The organism is Streptococcus sp. KCJ4932, assembly GCF_004352745.1.
Taxonomy (GTDB): Bacteria; Bacillota; Bacilli; order Lactobacillales; family Streptococcaceae; genus Streptococcus; species Streptococcus ruminicola.
The window spans coordinates 15,653-36,152 of sequence record NZ_SJWW01000016.1 but is presented as its reverse complement, the minus strand read 5'-3'; the positions used below and the strand labels follow the sequence as shown (position 1 = coordinate 36,152).

Genomic DNA, 20,500 nt, shown 5'->3' with positions numbered 1-20,500 from the left:
GTGACAGGGTACGTGAGTACCTTTTGTCAACTTATCAGAGAAAAATTCTGACGAGTAAATTTAGGTAATAAAAAAGAATGACATACGAAGTTAAATCTCTTAATGAAGAGTGTGGTGTGTTTGGGATTTGGGGACATCCTCAAGCTGCTCACGTCACTTATTTTGGACTCCACAGTCTTCAACACCGCGGTCAAGAAGGTGCTGGTATCGTAACTAACGATAACGGCAAACTTCTTCAACATCGCAATACAGGTCTCCTTTCAGATGTGTTTAAAAATCCTGCTGATTTGGAAAAATTGACAGGGACTGCAGCTATCGGTCACGTTCGTTACGCGACTGCTGGCTCAGCCTCTATTAATAACATCCAACCTTTCCTTTACAACTTTACAGATGAACAATTTGGTCTTTGCCACAATGGTAATTTGACAAATGCCGTATCATTGAAGAAAGAACTTGAAGATGAAGGTGCGATTTTCAATGCCTCATCAGATACTGAAATTTTGATGCATTTGATTCGTCGTAGTCACAATCCAGAGTTCCTTGGGAAAGTTAAAGAAGCCCTTAACACTGTCAAAGGTGGCTTTGCTTATCTGTTGATGACAAAAGATAAGTTAATTGCTGCGCTTGATCCAAATGGTTTTCGTCCATTGTCAATTGGTCAAATGGAAAATGGAGCTTGGGTGGTTTCAAGTGAAACATGTGCTTTTGAAGTGGTTGGTGCTAAATGGGTTCGCGATGTTAAACCAGGTGAAATGGTGATTATCGACGATAGTGGTATTCGCTATGATTCTTATACAAATGACACCCAACTTGCCATTTGTTCAATGGAATACATTTACTTTGCCCGCCCTGATAGTGACATTTACGGTGTCAATGTTCACACAGCTCGTAAAAATATGGGGAAACGTTTGGCACAAGAGTTTCATCATGAAGCTGATATCGTTGTTGGTGTGCCAAATTCATCGCTTTCAGCAGCCATGGGATTTGCTGAAGAATCAGGTCTTCCTAATGAAATGGGCTTGGTGAAAAATCAATACACACAACGTACCTTCATTCAACCGACACAAGAATTGCGTGAGCAAGGTGTTCGTATGAAACTTTCAGCTGTTTCAGGTGTTGTTAAAGGTAAGCGTGTGGTCATGGTAGATGATTCTATCGTACGTGGAACTACATCACGTCGTATCGTTCGTCTTCTTCGTGAAGCTGGTGCAACAGAAGTTCACGTGGCTATTGGTAGTCCAGAGTTGAAATACCCATGTTTCTACGGTATCGACATTCAAAATCGTCGTGAATTGATTTCGGCTAATCATACCAAAGATGAAGTTTGTGAAATTATCGGTGCAGATAGTCTAACTTACTTGTCAATTGATGGTTTGATTGAATCAATCGGTCTTGATACAGATGCTCCAAATGGTGGTCTTTGTGTGGCATACTTTGACGGTAAGTATCCAACACCACTCTATGATTATGAAGAAGCATACCTCAAGAGCTTGGAAGAAAAAACAAGTTTCTATATTCACGAAGTTAATGAGAATAAATAGCTTTTGGTTAGAGGAAGGAACAATGTAATGCAAGAATTTGGTTTGTCCATGCTATGGTACTGGTTGGCTTATATTGTAGTGACTTTTATCTTTGGTGTAGGACATACGGTCTTTAATATTGTTGTTCTTAAAATGTCATCGATGGCTGATGGTCCAGGTATGGGAGAAGGTTACGAAGCAACTAAACCTTGGCATCCACTATATAATATTTTAATTTTCCCTATTGCTGCTTATATGTATTTGTTTACTTTACCAGTAGTTACGCTGTATGAAGTGGTTCTAACATCACTACTCTGGGGAACATTAACTATAATTGTCGATGTTGTTGGGTGGGTAATTATTAAACACCCGTGGTCGTTGACTTTTAAGGAGTTTTATATTGATTATCAGCCATGGATTACATTGATTTATATAGCCATCTATATTAGTCCATTTTTGGCATATATGGCACTATAGGATAGGAAAATGTTATCAAAAAATAAAAATGCTTATGCTGAATTCATGTTTTCAGATAAATATATTGAAAAAGTTATAGCAACTCACTCACATCTTTGTGTTGGTTTAGATCCGATTTTAGACAAGTATCCAACTTATCTTTTGCAAGAGGCTACAGAAAAGTATGGTAAAACTCCGAAAGGTGCTGCATATGCTATCTTGACTTTTAATAAAATGGTTATTGATTTAATTGATGGTAAGGTGCCTGCTATCAAACCACAGCTTGCCTATTTTGAAAAATATGGTGCAGAAGGTTTACAAGCTTTCTGGGATACTGTTGCTTATGCTCATGAAAAAGGATTGTTGGTTATTGCAGATGCCAAGCGTGGGGATATCGGAACGACTTCTGAAGCTTATGCTAAAGCTTTCTTCAAAGGTTCTTGTGATGAATGGATGGATGAAACAAGTTATGTTGATGCTGTTACAGTAAATCCTTTTCTAGGAAGTGATGGGGTGACACCATTTGTAGAAGTTGGTCATGAAACTGGTAATGGAACAATTATTCTTGTTAAAACTAGCAATCCCTCTTCTGGTGAGTTACAAGACATGGAAACAGTTAATGGTGCTACAGTATCAGAACTTGTTTGTGATTACATTAATAATCATGGAACAAAAGTTGGTAAGTATGGATATTCTGATTTAGGTGCAGTTATCGGTGCAACTTATCCAGAAGAAGTTGCTAAATTTAGAAAACTATTACCGAACTCATTGTTCTTGATGCCTGGTATTGGATATCAAGGTGGAGATGTCACTTTGCTTGAATCAGCATTTGATGATAAAGGAACTGGTGTTATTATTCCATGTTCAAGAGCTATCAATTATGCTTATCAAGATGTTGATGCTTCTCAAGAAGAAGTTAGAACTGCTATTTCTAAAGCTGTCGATGGTTATAATAAGTTAATCAACGATACTTTGGAAAATTCAAATAAACTTATCTGGAAAAATGTTTAAATAGCTCTGCTATTTCCCAAAAAGGAGAAAATTATTATGTCAAAAAATGCTTACGCTCAGTCTGGTGTTGATGTTGAAGCGGGTTATGAAGTTGTTGCACGTATCAAAAAACACGTTGCGCGTACTGAACGTGCAGGTGTTATGGGAGCTCTTGGTGGTTTTGGTGGTATGTTTGACCTTACTAAAACTGGCGTTAAAGAACCTGTTTTGATTTCAGGAACTGATGGTGTGGGAACAAAACTTATGCTTGCCATTAAATATGACAAACACGATACCATTGGTCAAGACTGTGTGGCGATGTGTGTCAATGATATCATTGCTGCTGGTGCAGAACCACTTTACTTCTTAGATTACATCGCAACTGGTAAAAATGAACCTGCAAAACTTGAACAAGTTGTTGCTGGTGTTGCTGAAGGTTGTGTCCAATCTGGTGCAGCTCTTATCGGTGGTGAAACTGCTGAAATGCCTGGCATGTACGGTGAAGATGATTATGATTTGGCTGGTTTTGCAGTAGGTGTTGCTGAAAAATCACAAATCATTGATGGTTCAAAAGTTTCTGATGGCGACGTTCTTCTTGGACTTGCTTCAAGCGGTATCCACTCAAATGGTTACTCACTTGTTCGTCGAGTTTTTGCTGATTATTCAGGTGAAGAAGTTCTTCCAGAACTTGAAGGTAAAAAATTGAAAGAAGTCCTTCTTGAACCAACTCGTATTTATGTTAAAGCAGTGCTTCCGCTTATCAAAGAAGAATTGGTTAATGGTATTGCCCACATCACTGGTGGTGGATTCATCGAAAATGTGCCACGTATGTTCGCTGATGATTTGGCAGCTGAAATCGAAGAAGATAAAATTCCAGTTCTTCCAATTTTCAAAGCTCTTGAAAAATATGGCAACATCAAACACGAAGAAATGTTTGAAATCTTCAACATGGGTATTGGTTTGATGATGGCAGTTAGCCCTGACAAAGTTGAACGTGTGAAAGAATTACTTGACGAACCAGTTTACGAACTTGGTCGCATCGTTAAAAAAGCAGATGCAAGTGTGGTGATTAAATAATGAAAAAAATCGCAGTATTTGCGAGCGGTAATGGGTCGAATTTTCAAGTTATTGCTGAGCAGTTTCCGGTTGAGTTTGTCTTTTCAGACCACCGAGATGCTTATGTCTTAGAACGTGCTGAAAAACTGGGTGTAACAACTCATACTTTTGAGCTTAAAGAGTTTGACAGTAAAACAGCTTATGAAGAAGCGATTGTGGCTTTGCTTGAAAAATATGACATTGATTTGGTTTGCTTGGCTGGTTATATGAAAATTGTTGGAACGACTTTGTTAAAAGCTTACGAAGGTCGTATTATCAATATTCATCCAGCTTATCTTCCTGAATTTCCAGGCGCTCATGGTATTGATGATGCTTGGGAAGCAGGAGTTGACCAGTCTGGCGTTACCATTCATTGGGTTGACAGTGGTGTCGATACAGGGACAGTGATTAAACAAGTTCGTGTGCCTCGTCTAGCAGGTGATACCATTGAAAGTTTTGAAGCTCGCATTCATGAAAATGAGTATAAGCTTTATCCTGAGGTTTTAGAGAGCTTGGGAGTTGAGAAAAAGTAATCTCACAACTTATGCTTTGTGATGACTTTAAATTTAAAAATAGCAGTAACATCTTTTTAAAGGAGAAAAAATGACAAAACGTGCACTAATTAGTGTTTCTGACAAAGCGGGCATTGTTGAATTTGCTCAAGAATTGAAAAAACTTGGTTGGGATATTATCTCAACTGGTGGAACAAAAGTTGCGCTTGATAAAGCAGGTGTTGATACAATTGCGATTGATGATGTGACTGGTTTCCCAGAAATGATGGATGGACGTGTGAAGACACTTCACCCAAATATCCACGGTGGTCTTTTGGCTCGTCGTGACCTTGATAGTCACCTTCAAGCAGCAAAAGATAATCACATCGAATTGATTGACCTTGTTGTGGTTAACCTTTACCCATTCAAAGAAACAATCTTGAAACCAGATGTGACTTACGCTGATGCGGTTGAAAACATTGATATTGGTGGTCCTTCAATGCTTCGCTCTGCAGCTAAAAACCACGCTAGTGTTACAGTTGTCGTTGACCCAGCTGATTACGCTGTTGTTTTGGATGAATTGTCAGCAAATGGTGAAACAACATTTGAAACTCGTCAACGTTTGGCAGCGAAAGTCTTCCGTCACACAGCAGCATACGATGCTTTGATTGCGGAATACTTTACAAAACAAGTTGGTGAAACAAAACCTGAAAAACTTACCATCACTTACGATTTGAAACAACCAATGCGTTATGGTGAAAACCCACAACAAGACGCGGATTTCTACCAAAAAGCATTGCCAACAGATTACTCAATTGCTTCTGCTAAACAATTGAATGGTAAAGAATTGTCATTTAACAACATTCGTGATGCTGATGCAGCTATCCGTATCATCCGCGATTTCAAAGATCGCCCAACTGTTGTTGCTCTTAAACACATGAACCCATGTGGTATCGGACAAGCTGATGACATCGAAACAGCTTGGGATTACGCTTATGAATCAGACCCTGTTTCAATCTTTGGTGGAATCGTTGTGCTTAACCGCGAAGTTGACGCTGCAACAGCTAAGAAAATGCACGCTATCTTCCTTGAAATCATCATTGCTCCAAGCTATTCTGATGAAGCTCTTGAAATCTTGACAACTAAGAAGAAAAACATGCGTATTCTTCAATTGCCATTTGACGCTCAAGAAGCTAGTCAAGTTGAAAAAGAATACACTGGTGTTGTTGGTGGACTTTTGGTTCAAAACCAAGATGTTATCGAAGAAAATCCAGCAGATTGGAAAGTTGTCACAAAACGTCAACCAACTGACCAAGAAAAAGCAGCTCTTGAATTTGCTTGGAAATCAATCAAATATGTTAAATCTAACGGTATCATCGTGACAAATGACCACATGACACTTGGTGTTGGTCCTGGTCAAACAAACCGTGTTGCTTCAGTTCGTATTGCGCTTGACCAAGCTAAAGATCGTCTTGACGGTGCTGTCCTTGCTAGTGATGCTTTCTTCCCATTTGCAGATAACGTTGAAGAAATTGCTGCCGCAGGTGTGAAAGCTATCATCCAACCTGGTGGTTCAGTTCGTGACCAAGAATCTATCGACATGGCTGATAAATACGGCATTGCCATGGTATTTACAGGTGTTCGTCACTTCCGCCACTAAGATAAATAGGCAAACTTCCTTTAATAAATATTTCATGAAGCATCTTGGCTAAGGCTAGGATGCTTTTACTTTAAGCTTTTTGAAAGTTATGCTTAAGTCTCACTTAAGTAATGCTTACTATACTAACAATAACTCCTAAATAAACTTTTTTTCATAATCCAACCAAGTCCCAGTCTATCTAGATTGGGATTTTTTTATTTTTATGGTATTTTTTCTAAACTTATCACAGGATTTCCATCTATTTCCGAACAAATATGTTATAATATATCTAGATAATTCGTGAAAATATTTTGTTTTTACGTGCTTTGTTGATTTTGGAGCCTAGGCTCCTGTGATTGTTTTCTATTGAGGTATTTTTACTTATGAAACTTTTAGTTGTTGGCTCTGGCGGGCGTGAGCACGCTATTGCTAAGAAGTTGTTGGAATCTCCTCAAGTGAGCCAGGTTTTTGTAGCACCTGGAAATGATGGGATGACACTTGATGGACTTGATTTAGTAAATATCGGAATTTCCGAACATTCTAAACTAATTGATTTTGCGAAAGCAAATGACATTGCTTGGGCATTTATCGGACCTGATGATGCTTTGGCTGCAGGAATTGTTGATGATTTTAATGCTGCAGGTTTGAAAGCCTTCGGTCCAAGTAAAGCTGCTGCGGAGCTTGAATGGTCTAAAGACTTTGCTAAATCAATCATGGCTAAATATCATGTTCCAACAGCGGCTTACAGCACTTTCTCAGATTTTGAGCAAGCAAAGAGTTATATTGAAGAACATGGCGCACCGATTGTTGTTAAAGCTGACGGTTTGGCATTAGGTAAAGGTGTGGTAGTTGCTGAAACAGTAGAACAAGCCGTTGAAGCTGCACATGAAATGTTGCTTGATAATAAATTTGGTGATTCTGGTGCACGTGTGGTTATTGAAGAATTTCTTGATGGCGAAGAATTCTCATTGTTTGCTTTTGTCAATGGCGATAACTTCTATATCATGCCAACTGCGCAAGACCACAAACGTGCTTTTGATGGCGATAAAGGTCCTAATACTGGTGGTATGGGAGCTTACGCACCAGTACCACATTTGCCACAAAGTGTTGTTGATACAGCCGTTGAAACAATCGTTAAGCCTGTTCTTAATGGGATGATTGCTGAAGGACGTCCATACCTTGGTGTTCTTTATGCAGGACTTATTTTAACAGCTGATGGTCCTAAAGTTATTGAATTTAATTCACGCTTTGGTGACCCTGAAACTCAAGTTATCTTGCCGCGTTTGACATCTGATTTTGCTCAAAACATTACTGATATTTTAGACGGTAAAGAGCCAGAAATCACTTGGACTGACAAGGGCGTTACTTTGGGTGTGGTAGTTGCCTCAGAAGGTTACCCAGTTGCCTACGAAAAAGGTGTTCGTCTTCCAGAAAAAACATCAGGTGATGTGATTACTTATTACGCAGGAGCTAAGTTCGCTGATGATAAAGCATTGCTTTCAAATGGTGGACGTGTATACATGTTAGTCACAACAGAGGCTGACGTAAAATCTGCTCAAGATGTTATTTATGCAGAGCTTGCTAAGCAAGATACAACAGGTCTTTTCTATCGCAACGATATCGGAAGTAAAGCTCTTGGACGTTAAACCTAAATGTGTTTTAGTCAGCGCTTGTCTCTTGGGTGAGAAGTGTAAGTATAACGGTGGTCATAATTACAATCAAGCTCTGGTTGATTATGTTGCTGACAAAGAAGTGGTAGCCATTTGCCCAGAAGTTTTAGCTGGTCTGCCTACACCACGAGAACCTGTTGAATTAGTTGATGGACATGTTCTTGATAAGAGAGGGAATTGTTACGATGACCTGTTTGAAAAAGGCATTGAGCGTTGTGTCAATGAGCTTGCTAAAAAGTCTATTGATTTAGCTATTTTACAATCGCGCAGCCCGTCATGTGGTGTTAATCAGATTTACGACGGAAACTTTTCTGGTAAAAAAGTGGCAGGTAGTGGTCTTTTTGCCCAAAAGTTAAAAGCCCTTGGCTATCCTGTTCTTGATGTTGAAGATATAAAACAATTGGAAGGAAAATAATGAAACCATTAATTTCAGTTATCATGGGAAGCAAATCAGATTGGGCTACCATGAAAAAAACAGCAGAAGTACTTGATGAATTTGGTGTGGCTTATGAAAAGAAAGTTGTTTCAGCTCACCGTACACCAGATTTGATGTTTAAACATGCCGAAGAAGCAAGAGGTCGCGGCATCAAGGTGATTATTGCTGGTGCTGGTGGTGCTGCGCATTTACCTGGTATGGTTGCAGCAAAAACAACACTTCCGGTTATTGGTGTTCCTGTGAAGTCACGTGCCCTTAGCGGACTTGATTCTCTTTATTCAATCGTTCAAATGCCTGGTGGTGTCCCTGTGGCAACAATGGCGATTGGTGAGTCAGGAGCTAAAAATGCTGCTCTTACAGCTCTTCGTATTTTAGCAATTGAAGATGCTGCTTTGGCAGAAAAACTAGAAAAATTTGCCATCGAACAAGGCAAAGCTGCGGAGGCATCAACTGATGAACTCGACTAAAACAATTGGTATTATCGGTGGTGGTCAACTAGGTCAAATGATGGCTATCTCAGCTATCTATATGGGACATAAGGTGGTTACACTTGATCCAACGAAAGATTGTCCTGCATCTCGTGTTAGTGATATGATTGTGGCACCTTACGATGACGTTGACGCGATGCGTGAATTGGCAGAGCGCTGTGATGTGCTTACTTATGAGTTTGAAAATGTCGATGCGGATGCTTTGGATGCAGTGGTAAAAGCAAATCAATTACCCCAAGGAACTGATCTGCTTAGAATTTCACAAAATCGTATTTTTGAGAAAAACTTTTTATCTCAAAAAGCTGGTGTTACCGTAGCGCCTTATAAAGTTGTGACATCAAGTCTTGACCTTGAAGATATTGATTTGTCTAAGAATTATGTCTTGAAAACTGCAACTGGCGGTTACGACGGTCATGGTCAAATCGTCATTAAATCAGCCGATGATTTGGAAGCTGCAAATAAATTAGCCAATTCTTGTGAATGTGTGCTAGAAGAATTTGTGAATTTTGACCTTGAAATTTCAGTGATTGTGTCAGGTAATGGTAAGGAGATGACTGTTTTCCCAGTTCAAGAAAATATTCATCGCAACAACATCTTGTCAAAAACTATCGTGCCTGCTCGTATTTCTGATGAGCTTGCCAAAAAAGCACAAGCTATGGCAACGCAAATTGCTGAACAATTGGAATTGTCTGGGACACTTTGTGTTGAGATGTTCGCGACATCAGATGACATTATTGTCAACGAAATTGCACCGCGTCCACACAACTCTGGACACTATTCAATCGAAGCTTGTGATTTTTCACAATTTGATACACATATTTTAGGAATTCTTGGCTTGCCACTTCCTAAGATTCACTTGCATCAACCAGCTGTTATGCTTAATGTTCTTGGACAACATATGGACAAAGCACGAGCTTATGTTAAGGAAAATCCTAGCGCTCACCTCCACCTTTATGGTAAACTAGAGGCGAAACATAACCGCAAAATGGGACACATTACTTTGTTTAGTAGTGAACCTGATACCATTGCGGAAATGGGTGAAGGAATGGATTTTTAAGGTGATTACCTTGCTGCTTATGCTTTACCACTTGATACAGATTTGACAACTTTACCTCGCTATCCATCTGTTGAAATTGGTAAGGAAGATTTTAATTAAATGCGTTAGTTATTTTATTGATATATAACTTAAAAAAGGAAAGGAGATAGGGTTGTTAACCAATTTTGTTTAACACCCTTAATATCTTAAACATGATCGATCGTTATTCACGCCCTGAGATGGCGGCAATTTGGAGTGAAGAAAATAAATACAAAGCTTGGCTTGAAGTTGAAATTTTGGCTGACGAAGCATGGGCTGAACTAGGCGAAATTCCTAAAGAAGATGTCGCTAAAATCCGTGCCAATGCAAGCTTTGACGTTGACCGTATCTTAGAAATCGAACAACAAACACGTCACGACGTTGTTGCCTTCACACGTGCTGTTTCTGAAAGTCTTGGTCAAGAACGTAAATGGGTTCACTATGGTTTGACATCAACTGACGTTGTTGATACAGCTTACGGTTACCTTTACAAACAAGCTAACGAAATCATCCGCAAAGATTTGCACAATTTCCTTGAAATCATTGCTAACAAAGCTAAAGAACATAAATTCACTATCATGATGGGCCGTACTCACGGTGTCCACGCAGAACCAACTACATTTGGTTTGAAATTGGCAACATGGTACAGCGAAATGAAACGTAACATCGAACGTTTCGAACATGCTGCTGCTGGTGTCGAAGCTGGTAAAATTTCAGGTGCTGTTGGTAACTTCGCTAACATCCCACCATTTGTTGAAGCATACGTATGTGAAAAACTTGGTATCCGTGCTCAAGAAATCTCAACACAAGTTCTTCCACGTGACCTTCACGCAGAATACTTCGCTGTTCTTGCTAGCATCGCAACATCAATCGAACGTATGGCAACTGAAATCCGTGGTCTTCAAAAATCTGAACAACGTGAAGTTGAAGAATACTTTGCTAAAGGCCAAAAAGGTAGCTCAGCTATGCCTCACAAACGTAACCCAATCGGTTCAGAAAATATGACAGGTCTTGCGCGTGTTATCCGCGGTCACATGGTAACAGCTTACGAAAACGTGTCACTTTGGCATGAACGTGACATCTCACACTCATCTGCTGAACGTATCATCTCACCTGATACAACAATCCTTATCGACTACATGCTTAACCGTTTCGGAAACATCGTTAAAAACTTGACTGTTTTCCCAGAAAACATGATTCGCAACATGGGTTCTACTTTTGGACTTATCTTCAGCCAACGTGTTATGCTTAAATTGATTGAAAAAGGTATGACACGTGAACAAGCTTACGACCTTGTCCAACCTAAAACAGCTTATTCTTGGGATAACCAAGTTGACTTCAAACCACTTCTTGAAGCTGATGAAGAAGTCACTTCACGTTTGACTCAAGACGAAATCGATGAATTGTTTAACCCATCTTACTACACTAAACGTGTTGATGAAATCTTTAACCGTATTGGTTTAGGAGATTAATTTAATCAAAAAAGTGCCTGAGACGAAAGTCTTGGGTATTTTTTATTAAATGTTTCATTAGAAAAAATATTATTTTTAATGAAAATAGTTTGTCAAATGAAAGCGGTATGTTAAAATATGAAATAAGCAGATTTTTTTAATAAAACAGGAGATTGAAGTGGAAAAATTTGGGGAGAAGATCCGCTTGATGCGGGAGGAAAAGGGAATCTCACGCGAAGAATTCTGTGGAGATGAAACAGAATTATCAGTAAGACAATTAGCCAGAATCGAGTTGAATCAATCAATACCCAATCTCAGTAAAGCAAACTTCATTGCCAATCGTCTGGGAGTAAAATTAGGTACCTTAACTGATGGTGACAGTTTAGAATTACCTAAGCGGTATAAAGAGTTGAAGTATTTAATATTGCGTACGCCAACGTACAAGGATGAAGAACGTGTAAAACAAAAAGATTCTTACTTTGATGAGATTTATGATGATTTTTATGATGACCTGCCAGAAGAGGAACAATTAGTTGTGGAGTGTATGCGCTCAAAAGCTGATGTTTTTACGACGGATAATAGTCACTTAGCTACTAAGCTATTGGAAGATTATTTTCATCAGATAAAGACAAAAAAACATTATTCTATTAATGATTTGATTATTATTGATTTATATATGGTTTGTGCTAATGCTTCGGACTATACATACTTTATGTTTAATCAAGAAGACTTTAGGGATATTGCCAAAAATCTTTTGAAACAGGAAAAAAATCTTTCTTTAGAGGAAGTATTCGTCTTGAACAATGCTTTATTCAATAGTTTAAGTATATTGTTAGATTTAGAAATGTGGGATGAAATTGATAGTACTTTTGTGGTGTTAAAAAGTCTTATGGCAAAAATTCAAGATTATCATAAGAAACCTATTTTAAACATGATTGAATGGAAGTATATTTTAAAATGTACAGGTGATGTCGAGCGGGCTCAGAAATTGTATGAAGAAGCTGTCTTGTATGCTAATTTAATTGGTGATAATTATTTGGCTTATAAAATCTCTGAAGAGTGGGAAAATGATGCAACATGACATTTTTGTCATGTTGTTTTTTCTTCGAACCTTTTACAATAATATCAGAAATTAGAGAAAGGGGAGAAGAAGCGAATGTTAAAAGGAATTACAGTATTCTTAACAGGTTGGTGGCTAGGATAGAACTCATCAAAACAATTCACTGACAGCTCTTGTTTTGGTATAATAAGGCTATGAGTAGAATTTTAGATAATGATATCATGGGTGACGAAGAATTTGTGGAACGTACGCTTCGTCCTCAATATTTAAAAGAATATATTGGACAGGATAAGGTTAAAAATCAGCTGAAAATCTTTATTGAAGCTGCTAAATTACGAGATGAATCACTTGACCACGTGCTATTGTTTGGACCTCCGGGTCTTGGTAAGACGACAATGGCATTTGTGATTGCTAACGAATTAGGGGTGAATCTCAAACAAACTTCAGGTCCAGCTATTGAAAAAGCTGGCGATTTGGTTGCTATTTTGAATGATTTGGAACCTGGGGATGTTTTGTTTATCGATGAAATTCATCGTATGCCGATGGCGGTAGAAGAAGTGCTTTATAGCGCGATGGAAGATTTCTATATTGATATTATGATTGGTAATGGTGAGACTAGTCGTAGTGTTCATTTAGATTTGCCACCTTTTACGCTAATTGGAGCAACAACTCGAGCAGGGATGCTTTCGAATCCATTGCGTGCGCGTTTTGGAATTACGGGGCATATGGAATATTATGCGGTTGACGATTTGACAGAAATTGTTGAACGCACAGCTGATATTTTTGAAATGGAAATCGTGCATGAAGCTGCACAAGAATTGGCGCGACGTAGCCGAGGTACACCGCGTATTGCTAACCGTTTGTTAAAACGTGTTCGCGACTATGCTCAAATTATGGGTGATGGTATTATTACAAAAGATATTACAGATAAAGCTTTAACAATGCTGGATGTCGATCATGAAGGGCTTGATTACATTGACCAAAAAATCTTGCGTACTATGATTGAAGTTTATAATGGTGGTCCAGTTGGTTTGGGAACTCTTTCTGTTAATATCGCTGAAGAACGTGATACGGTTGAGGATATGTATGAACCTTATTTGATTCAAAAAGGCTTTATTATGCGTACACGTACAGGTCGTGTAGCCACTGCTAAAGCTTATGACCATTTGGGATATCCTTATGCCGAAAAATAAAATATTATCTTAAGGAAAGTTTAAGCAAGTCTTTATATACTATAACCATCCTAAAACTTTTCTTTTTCATAATCTCCGGAAAGAACCTTGGTTTTCCAAGGTTCTTTCTTTGTTTTATAAATGGCTATGGAGTGTGGTATAATTGAGAAAAAGTGCTTATAGGAGCAAGATTATGGATTTAGAAGTTTTACGAAAAGATATGATTGTTAGTCAGAGAAAAGGGCAACCTTTTATTGTTGCGTCCATCATTATCTGGGTTTTAATAACCTTGGTAACTATGATGAAGGTATCACTTCCTTTTCAAAATCTTTTGATTTTTTGTTGTTCATGTCCATTGTTGCCACTTTCTTGGTTTGTTGGGAAATGGCTGAATGTTGATATCTTCTCCAAAGAAAATCCTTTAACGAATTTAGGCTTCTTATTTACTTGCAACCAATTGATTTATTTATTGATTGTTATGTGGGTCTTTAGTGCGGTACCTGAAAAAATGCTTATGGTTTATACAATGGTTTTTGGAGCGCATCTTTTACCCTATTCATGGCTATATAAATCAAGAACATATTTTGTTTTTGCTATTTTGATTCCGATACTTGCACTTGTCTTAGGTCACATGGCGAGCATGACATGTCTTAGTTTAGTGATGGTATTTTTGGAGATTGTTTTTGCCATGCTACTACAAGTTGAGCTAAATGCGAATAAATAATTAAAGGTTCTTAGTTGTCTAAGAACTTTTTATAAAAAACGAGAGGGCCCCGCAAGCGGAGCCCTCTCAGGAGATTATGAAAAAGAAAAGTTTTAGGATTGTCTATATTATAGGAAGCCTGCCTTAATTTTTTCTTAAAGTCAGCAGATAAAGGAATTTGCATGTGATAAGACTTCTTTTTTTGTTATAATGATAAAAGAAGTTTTAAACAATCAGTTACTGACTACGTAGGAGAGAACATGAAAAAAGTTTGTTTTGTTTGCTTAGGAAATATCTGTCGTAGTCCGATGGCTGAATTTGTGATGAAGGATTTAGTTTCTAGTGAAAATCTATTAATTGAAAGTCGTGCGACTTCTAACTGGGAACATGGCAATCCTATTCATCACGGGACACAAGGTATTTTTAAAAAGCATCATATTGCTTATGATTATCAAAAATCATCACAACAGATTTCTTATCAAGATTTTCGAGATTTTGATGTCATCATTGGGATGGATAGGAATAACGTGGCAGATTTAAAAGAAATGTCACGAGGACGCTTTGATGAAAAAATCTTTCTTTTTGTAGATGGCGGTGTACCAGATCCATGGTTTACAGGTGATTTTGATGCTACCTATGAGTTGGTTAAGCGTGGCTGTGAGCAATGGCTAGCGCGACTAAGAAATTCTTAAAGAGAAGTTGAGTAAAAATGAAAAAAATCAAAATAACCAGAGGACGCCTTGAGCTTCTGACGGTTTTAATTCTTATCATTTGTGGTTTGTCGGTCTTTACTTTATCGGTGAAATCAAAGACAACCTTAACGTATGACAATGGTAAAATCACCTACACGGGTTATGTGGTCAATCACCGTATGAATGGTCAAGGTAAGTTGACTTATGAAAATGGGGATTGCTACGAAGGTAATTTTAATGATGGTGTGTTTGAAGGCCAGGGCGTCTTTACCTCACATTCTGGTTGGATTTATAAAGGTGAATTTAAAAATGGTCAACCAGATGGTGAAGGCACTCTAACAGCACAAAATGGTAAGGTGTATACAGGAACCTTTAAACAGGGGATTTTTCAAAAATGAGAATAAAATGGTTTTCAATGGTTAGGGTAACTGGGCTTTTCCTAGTTCTGCTCTATCATTTCTTTAAAACGGCCTTTCCAGGCGGTTTTATCGGTGTTGACATTTTCTTTACTTTCTCAGGGTATTTGATTACAGCTTTGCTGATTGATGAGTATTCGAGAAACAAGAAAATTGATCTTTTAGGATTTTATAAGAGACGTTTTTATCGGATTGTTCCACCGCTAATTTTGATGATTTTGATTGTCATGCCATTTACTTACTTGGTTCGCAGAGACTATGTGGCAAGTATTGGTAGTCAAGTGGCTGCAGCAATTGGTTTTACAACAAATTTCTTTGAAATTATCACAGGTGGTAATTACGAAACGCAATTTATTCCACATCTCTTTGTCCACACATGGAGTTTGGCAATTGAGATGCATTTCTATTTAATTTGGGGATTTTTAGTTTGGTTATTGGGAAGACATCAAGATAATCTGGCAAAATTCCGTAGTTTGATTTTTGCGATTTCGGCGGTATTTTTTACTGGAAGTTTCCTAACAATGTTTGTCCGAGCTTTCTTTGTCGACAACGTTTCAACGATTTATTTCTCATCTTTGACGCATAGTTTTCCATTCTTCTTAGGGGCTATGGCGGCAACGATGACTGGTATTAGAGAAACAACTATTCGTTTTAAAAAGAATGTTCGCCTGTGGTCTACAAAACGTAGTATCGTCACAATGCTAGTGAGCGCAGCTCTCTTAGTTTTATTGATGTTTACTTTGAAATTTGACCAACGCATCACTTATTTATTTGGATTTGTTTTAGCAAGTTTGTTTGCTACAGTAATGATTTATGCGGCGCGTGTCCTAAATGATCAAACGCCAAATGCAAAAGAACCTGCTATTATCAACTATTTAGCTGATGTTAGTTATGGTGTTTATCTTTTCCACTGGCCATTTTACATTATCTTTACACAGTTGATGTCAAATGGATTTGCTGTTGTGCTGACGGTTATTCTATCATTGGTATTTTCAACCTTATCTTATTATGTGATTGAACCGTTTCTTGCTGGTAAGCCAGTTAAACCATTTGGTATCTCTTTGGATTTATCTCCTTATAAGAAATGGCTATATGGTAGCTCAGCTGTTTTAGCTTTGATAACTTTGATAACTGTTGCTACAGCACCAGCTATGGGGAATTTTGAAACAGGGCTCTTGGTTAACTCACTACAACAAGCTCAAACGAATTTGAATCGTACGCATACCGTGACAGCTGGTGATGCGGGAGCTTTAAGTGATGTAACTGTGATTGGAGATTCTGTTGCTCTGCGTTCAAGTGCTGCATTCTCAAGCCTGCTTCCTAATGCTCAATTAGATGCAGCGGTAAGTCGTAGCTTTGACAATGCGTTTGAAATTTTCCAAAATGAGATTTCGAGTGGAACACTTTCTAAGACAACAGTGCTTGCAATTGGTGTGAATTCACTCGATCATTATCAAGAAGACATTCAACAATTTATTGATGCTTTGCCAGATGGTTATCGCTTGATTATTGTGACACCATATAATGCTAGCGATGAAGCGAAAGTTAAGCAGGCGCGTGATTATGAATTGAGTTTACCGAAAACGTATAACTACATTACTATTGCTGATTGGTATAAAACAGCAACTAGTCATCCAGAAATTTGGAATGGTACTGATGGTGTTCACTATAGTGACGCTAATACGACAGGTGCTGACCTTTACGTTAAAACCATTCAAAAAGCAATTGATAAATCAGCTAAGAGACCTGCAAAAGGTGAAACTAATAGTTAATATCAAAAGTCAACTTCGGTTGGCTTTTTTGTGTAGGGAACTACCATTCTATGTTAGAAAATATAACGTCGAAAAATCTAAGAAAATCCCTTTACATCAACAGTTTGTAGCGTTATAATACATGTGACATTAAACGTGAGAAGAAGGGAGCGAAAAAGGTGGCTGAATTGTTCTATGACGTTTTAGCAAGCGTCTGGATTTCTATTGCTGGTGTTGATTCACGTTGGGGAAAATAATCGATTTATAAAAACAAGGAAACTTAGAAAAGACTGATGTTGTCAAAGTTTTCAAATAGTTATTAAGCACTTGTAGAGTAAGGGATGAAGCTGTTGTTTGGTAGAAAATAGCTTTGCCTTACTCTTTTTTTGATAAATTGCACAAATTTGTATAAATTTTCTGATAATTATGATACAATGGGTGCAAGACTATCTATTAATATGAGGAATTTGTGATGACGTTAATTTACCAATCAACTCGCGACGAAAATAACAAAGTGACTGCTAGCCAAGCTATTTTACAAGGATTGGCAACTGACGGCGGACTCTTCACCCCAACGTCACTTCCAGAAGTGGCTTTGGATTTTGATGCTTTAAAAGATGCTTCATACCAAGAAGTGGCTAAACTAGTTCTGTCAGCATTTTTGGATGATTTTACAGAAGAAGAATTAGATTACTGTATCAATTCGGCTTATGATGAAAAATTTGACACACCTGCCATTGCTCCTGTTGTTAAATTAGGGAATCAATATAATCTAGAGCTTTTCCATGGTTCAACGATTGCCTTTAAAGATATGGCTTTGTCAATCTTACCATACCTTTTGACAACATCAGCTAAAAAACAAGGTGTTGATAATAAAATTGTGATTTTGACAGCGACATCAGGAGATACTGGTAAAGCTGCCATGGCTGGTTTTGCGGATGTTCCAGGGACTGAAATCATCGTCTTTTATCCAAAAGATGGTGTCAGCAAAATTCAAGAACTTCAAATGACAACACAGACTGGTAACAACACGCATGTAGTGGCTATTACTGGTAACTTTGACGATGCTCAAACAGATGTTAAACGTATGTTTAACGATGTGGCTTTGCGTGAAAAATTGCTTGCGCACAAGACACAATTCTCATCAGCTAACTCAATGAACGTTGGTCGTTTGGTGCCGCAAGTTGTTTACTACGTTTACGCTTATGCACAGTTAGTTAAAGCAGGGCACATTAAAGCAGGCGAAAAAGTTAATTTTACAGTACCAACAGGTAACTTTGGTAATATCTTAGCAGCTTACTATGCTAGTCAAATTGGTGTTCCAGTTGGTAAATTAATTTGTGCTTCAAATGAAAACAAAGTCTTAACTGACTTCTTCACAACAGGTACATACGATAAAAAACGTGAGTTTAAGGTAACAACAAGTCCATCAATGGATATCTTGGTATCATCTAACTTGGAGCGTTTGATTTTCCATCTTTTGGGCAACGATGCTGCTAAAACAAAAGAATTGATGGAAAAACTTGTGTCTGAAGGAGAGTACACTCTTTCAGGTGCTAACCAAGCTATTCTTGATATGTTTGAAGCTGGTTTCGCAACAGAAGTTGAAACATCAGCTGAAATTAAACGTGTTTATGATGCTTGTGACTATGTTGAAGACCCCCACACAGCCGTTGCGTCAGCTGTTTATCAAAAATATGTTGAACGTACTGGTGATCATACACCGACTGTTATTGCCTCTACAGCAAGTCCATATAAATTCCCACGTGTTGCTGTAGAAGCTGTCAGTGGTCAAGCGCCAGCAGATGACTTTGTGGCAGTTAAAGAACTTGAAAAATTATCAGGAGTTGCTATTCCAAAAGCTGTCAATGGACTTGAGACAGCTGAGGTTCGTCACAAAACAGTTGTTGCTACAAGTGACATGCAAAAAGCTGTTGAAGATTATTTAGGACTTTAAAAATTATAAAGTAAGAGCTGAGGCTGGTTCTCGGCTTTTCTTTTTGTTACGATAGAATCATGAAACAAACAAAGAAAATTATTCGATTGGCTTTTCCGGCCATGATGGAAAATCTTTTGCAGATGCTTATGGGGGTAGTAGATAACTATCTTGTTGCACAAGTTGGTTTAATTGCTGTCTCTGGGGTCTCTGTAGCTAATAATATTATTACCATTTATCAAGCGATTTTCATTGCTCTTGGTGCGGCGGTTTCAAGTCTAGTTGCCAAAAGTCTTGGGGAAAAGAACGCTCAAAAATCACTTCACTATCAATCTGAGTCTTTATTGATTACTCTTGGATTGAGTTTAGTTCTTGGTCTCGTTTCTCTTGGCTTAGGGAAAATGATTCTAACTTGGCTTGGGACAGATGCGGCAGTCACGCAAGCTGGCAGTCTTTATCTTTCGATTGTCGGTGGTTTGATTGTTAGTTTAGGGCTGATGACGACCTTGAGTGCTTTTTTACGGGCTTTGGGAAAACCACAACTACCAATGTATATCAGTTTGTTGACCAATGTCTTAAATGCAGGTTTGTCAGCTGTAGCGGTATTTATTCTGCATTGGGGGATTGTTGGTGTGGCTTGTTCAACAGTTCTGGCACGTTTGGTTGGAACGCTGTTGCTAGCCAGTCAGTTACCGATTAAAAAGATTATCAAAAACATCCGGTGGACACTGGAAAGTGATTTAATTAAAATTGCTTTGCCAGCTGCTGGTGAGCGCTTAATGATGCGCGCAGGTGATGTGGTTATTGTGGCAATTATCGTTAAGTTTGGAACGGAAGTGGTAGCTGGTAACGCTATTGGAGAAACGTTGACACAATTTAATTACATGCCAGGGATGGGGGTGGCTACGGCTACAGTAATCCTTGTGGCGCATAGCCTCGGGCAGAAGAATATCCAAGAAATCAAGCAATTGATTAAGGAATCCTATCTAATTTCTGTTGCTCTTATGCTTCTTGTTGGAGCTACGATTTACTTTTCTGGAGGTTACTTAACGCACTTGTTTACTTCTAATCAAGCTGCTCTAGATGCTAGCCTTGTTGTTTTGTTTTATTCGTTCGTTGGTGGGCCGGCAACAGCGGGAACCTTGATATTTACGGCAGCTTGGCAAGGGTTAGGAAATGCAAAACTTCCGTTTTATGCAACGACATTTGGAATGTGGGTTATTCGAATTATTTCGGGTTACGTACTTGGTGTAAGTCTGCACTTAGGTCTAACTGGAGTGTGGTTAGCGACCGTGGCAGATAATATTTTCCGTTGGATTTTTCTATATATTCTTTACAAGAAATATATGAATTCTTTTCAAGAATCTACTATTAAATAACAGGATTTTTAACCAGATGAAAGTCTGGTTTTTTCATTGTAAAAAATAATAGAAAAAGCTGAAAACATTTTCTTCTAAAA

At 38.2% G+C, this 20,500-nt stretch carries 19 protein-coding genes and 1 pseudogene; all 20 read left to right on the top strand.

Annotation, left to right across the window (positions count from 1 at the left end; genetic code table 11):
- Window positions 1-77 precede the first annotated feature (77 nt).
- The 20 genes and pseudogenes from purF (at window position 78) to E0E02_RS07605 (ending at window position 20,420) form a co-directional block, all read left to right on the top strand.
- Window positions 78-1,541 carry an amidophosphoribosyltransferase gene (gene purF, locus E0E02_RS07705; protein WP_133018275.1) on the top strand — a complete coding sequence of 488 codons (1,464 nt, stop codon included), beginning with the start codon at window positions 78-80 and terminating at the stop codon, window positions 1,539-1,541.
- Window positions 1,542-1,589: 48 nt separating this feature from the next.
- Window positions 1,590-1,997 (top strand): hypothetical protein, encoded by a 408-nt coding sequence (locus tag E0E02_RS07700; RefSeq protein WP_133018274.1) that lies wholly within the window; start codon window positions 1,590-1,592, stop codon window positions 1,995-1,997.
- Between the two features lie 9 nt (window positions 1,998-2,006).
- A complete protein-coding gene (pyrF, locus tag E0E02_RS07695; protein WP_240789026.1) occupies window positions 2,007-2,987 on the top strand; it encodes an orotidine-5'-phosphate decarboxylase in 981 nt (326 codons plus the stop codon).
- 36 nt (window positions 2,988-3,023) lie between these two features.
- A complete protein-coding gene (purM, locus tag E0E02_RS07690) occupies window positions 3,024-4,043 on the top strand; it encodes a phosphoribosylformylglycinamidine cyclo-ligase (RefSeq protein ID WP_074561393.1) in 1,020 nt (339 codons plus the stop codon).
- Entirely contained in the window at window positions 4,043-4,594 is a 552-nt protein-coding gene (gene purN / locus E0E02_RS07685; RefSeq protein WP_133018273.1) for a phosphoribosylglycinamide formyltransferase, read from the top strand. Before purM ends, purN begins: the two co-directional genes overlap by 1 nt.
- A gap of 70 nt (window positions 4,595-4,664) precedes the next feature.
- Complete coding sequence (gene purH, locus E0E02_RS07680) at window positions 4,665-6,212, top strand: bifunctional phosphoribosylaminoimidazolecarboxamide formyltransferase/IMP cyclohydrolase (RefSeq protein ID WP_074603843.1); 1,548 nt, start codon at window positions 4,665-4,667, stop codon at window positions 6,210-6,212.
- A gap of 362 nt (window positions 6,213-6,574) precedes the next feature.
- Window positions 6,575-7,837 (top strand): phosphoribosylamine--glycine ligase, encoded by a 1,263-nt coding sequence (purD, locus tag E0E02_RS07675; protein ID WP_074481033.1) that lies wholly within the window; start codon window positions 6,575-6,577, stop codon window positions 7,835-7,837.
- Window positions 7,827-8,276 (top strand): DUF523 domain-containing protein, encoded by a 450-nt coding sequence (locus E0E02_RS07670; RefSeq protein ID WP_093816058.1) that lies wholly within the window; start codon window positions 7,827-7,829, stop codon window positions 8,274-8,276. Before purD ends, E0E02_RS07670 begins: the two co-directional genes overlap by 11 nt.
- Window positions 8,276-8,764 carry a 5-(carboxyamino)imidazole ribonucleotide mutase gene (purE, locus tag E0E02_RS07665; protein ID WP_074603837.1) on the top strand — a complete coding sequence of 163 codons (489 nt, stop codon included), beginning with the start codon at window positions 8,276-8,278 and terminating at the stop codon, window positions 8,762-8,764. The genes E0E02_RS07670 and purE overlap by 1 nt, the downstream gene beginning before the upstream one ends.
- The gene (gene purK, locus E0E02_RS07660) at window positions 8,751-9,842 is read left to right on the top strand and encodes a 5-(carboxyamino)imidazole ribonucleotide synthase (RefSeq protein WP_133018272.1); all 1,092 of its coding nucleotides are present in this window, start codon (window positions 8,751-8,753) and stop codon (window positions 9,840-9,842) included. The genes purE and purK overlap by 14 nt, the downstream gene beginning before the upstream one ends.
- 3 nt (window positions 9,843-9,845) lie before the next feature.
- Window positions 9,846-9,941 (top strand): annotated as a pseudogene (locus E0E02_RS09540) (phosphoribosylaminoimidazole carboxylase); the annotation flags it as partial.
- Window positions 9,942-10,033: 92 nt separating this feature from the next.
- Window positions 10,034-11,332 (top strand): adenylosuccinate lyase, encoded by a 1,299-nt coding sequence (gene purB / locus E0E02_RS07650; protein WP_006531307.1) that lies wholly within the window; start codon window positions 10,034-10,036, stop codon window positions 11,330-11,332.
- Window positions 11,333-11,489: 157 nt separating this feature from the next.
- Entirely contained in the window at window positions 11,490-12,392 is a 903-nt protein-coding gene (locus E0E02_RS07645) for an XRE family transcriptional regulator (protein WP_133018271.1), read from the top strand.
- Window positions 12,393-12,565: 173 nt separating this feature from the next.
- Window positions 12,566-13,564, top strand: coding sequence for a Holliday junction branch migration DNA helicase RuvB (gene ruvB, locus E0E02_RS07640; RefSeq protein WP_074565269.1), 999 nt, complete (start codon window positions 12,566-12,568; stop codon window positions 13,562-13,564).
- A gap of 172 nt (window positions 13,565-13,736) precedes the next feature.
- A complete protein-coding gene (locus E0E02_RS07635; RefSeq protein WP_074965577.1) occupies window positions 13,737-14,267 on the top strand; it encodes a hypothetical protein in 531 nt (176 codons plus the stop codon).
- Window positions 14,268-14,506: 239 nt separating this feature from the next.
- Window positions 14,507-14,938, top strand: a complete 432-nt coding sequence (locus E0E02_RS07630) for a low molecular weight protein-tyrosine-phosphatase (RefSeq protein WP_074965575.1) — start codon at window positions 14,507-14,509, stop codon at window positions 14,936-14,938.
- A 17-nt stretch (window positions 14,939-14,955) separates the two neighbouring features.
- Window positions 14,956-15,336 carry an MORN repeat-containing protein gene (locus E0E02_RS07625; protein WP_133018270.1) on the top strand — a complete coding sequence of 127 codons (381 nt, stop codon included), beginning with the start codon at window positions 14,956-14,958 and terminating at the stop codon, window positions 15,334-15,336.
- Window positions 15,333-17,126 carry an acyltransferase family protein gene (locus tag E0E02_RS07620; RefSeq protein WP_133018269.1) on the top strand — a complete coding sequence of 598 codons (1,794 nt, stop codon included), beginning with the start codon at window positions 15,333-15,335 and terminating at the stop codon, window positions 17,124-17,126. The genes E0E02_RS07625 and E0E02_RS07620 overlap by 4 nt, the downstream gene beginning before the upstream one ends.
- A 451-nt stretch (window positions 17,127-17,577) precedes the next feature.
- Window positions 17,578-19,062 carry a threonine synthase gene (gene thrC, locus E0E02_RS07610; protein WP_133018268.1) on the top strand — a complete coding sequence of 495 codons (1,485 nt, stop codon included), beginning with the start codon at window positions 17,578-17,580 and terminating at the stop codon, window positions 19,060-19,062.
- Between the two features lie 59 nt (window positions 19,063-19,121).
- Complete coding sequence (locus E0E02_RS07605; protein ID WP_133018267.1) at window positions 19,122-20,420, top strand: MATE family efflux transporter; 1,299 nt, start codon at window positions 19,122-19,124, stop codon at window positions 20,418-20,420.
- Window positions 20,421-20,500: the final 80 nt, after the last annotated feature.

What these genes read in the sequence shown, in the direction of transcription:
- thrC (WP_133018268.1), top strand. Translation starts at nt 17,578, where the DNA reads ATGACGTTAATTTACCAATCAACTCGCGACGAAAATAACAAAGTGACT.
- E0E02_RS07635 (WP_074965577.1), top strand. Translation starts at nt 13,737, where the DNA reads ATGGATTTAGAAGTTTTACGAAAAGATATGATTGTTAGTCAGAGAAAA.
- purK (WP_133018272.1), top strand. Translation starts at nt 8,751, where the DNA reads ATGAACTCGACTAAAACAATTGGTATTATCGGTGGTGGTCAACTAGGT.
- ruvB (WP_074565269.1), top strand. Translation starts at nt 12,566, where the DNA reads ATGAGTAGAATTTTAGATAATGATATCATGGGTGACGAAGAATTTGTG.
- purF (WP_133018275.1), top strand. Translation starts at nt 78, where the DNA reads ATGACATACGAAGTTAAATCTCTTAATGAAGAGTGTGGTGTGTTTGGG.
- purD (WP_074481033.1), top strand. Translation starts at nt 6,575, where the DNA reads ATGAAACTTTTAGTTGTTGGCTCTGGCGGGCGTGAGCACGCTATTGCT.
- E0E02_RS07620 (WP_133018269.1), top strand. Translation starts at nt 15,333, where the DNA reads ATGAGAATAAAATGGTTTTCAATGGTTAGGGTAACTGGGCTTTTCCTA.
- purN (WP_133018273.1), top strand. Translation starts at nt 4,043, where the DNA reads ATGAAAAAAATCGCAGTATTTGCGAGCGGTAATGGGTCGAATTTTCAA.
- E0E02_RS07700 (WP_133018274.1), top strand. Translation starts at nt 1,590, where the DNA reads ATGCTATGGTACTGGTTGGCTTATATTGTAGTGACTTTTATCTTTGGT.
- E0E02_RS07605 (WP_133018267.1), top strand. Translation starts at nt 19,122, where the DNA reads ATGAAACAAACAAAGAAAATTATTCGATTGGCTTTTCCGGCCATGATG.
- purB (WP_006531307.1), top strand. Translation starts at nt 10,034, where the DNA reads ATGATCGATCGTTATTCACGCCCTGAGATGGCGGCAATTTGGAGTGAA.
- E0E02_RS07630 (WP_074965575.1), top strand. Translation starts at nt 14,507, where the DNA reads ATGAAAAAAGTTTGTTTTGTTTGCTTAGGAAATATCTGTCGTAGTCCG.
- E0E02_RS07625 (WP_133018270.1), top strand. Translation starts at nt 14,956, where the DNA reads ATGAAAAAAATCAAAATAACCAGAGGACGCCTTGAGCTTCTGACGGTT.
- purE (WP_074603837.1), top strand. Translation starts at nt 8,276, where the DNA reads ATGAAACCATTAATTTCAGTTATCATGGGAAGCAAATCAGATTGGGCT.
- pyrF (WP_240789026.1), top strand. Translation starts at nt 2,007, where the DNA reads ATGTTATCAAAAAATAAAAATGCTTATGCTGAATTCATGTTTTCAGAT.
- purM (WP_074561393.1), top strand. Translation starts at nt 3,024, where the DNA reads ATGTCAAAAAATGCTTACGCTCAGTCTGGTGTTGATGTTGAAGCGGGT.
- purH (WP_074603843.1), top strand. Translation starts at nt 4,665, where the DNA reads ATGACAAAACGTGCACTAATTAGTGTTTCTGACAAAGCGGGCATTGTT.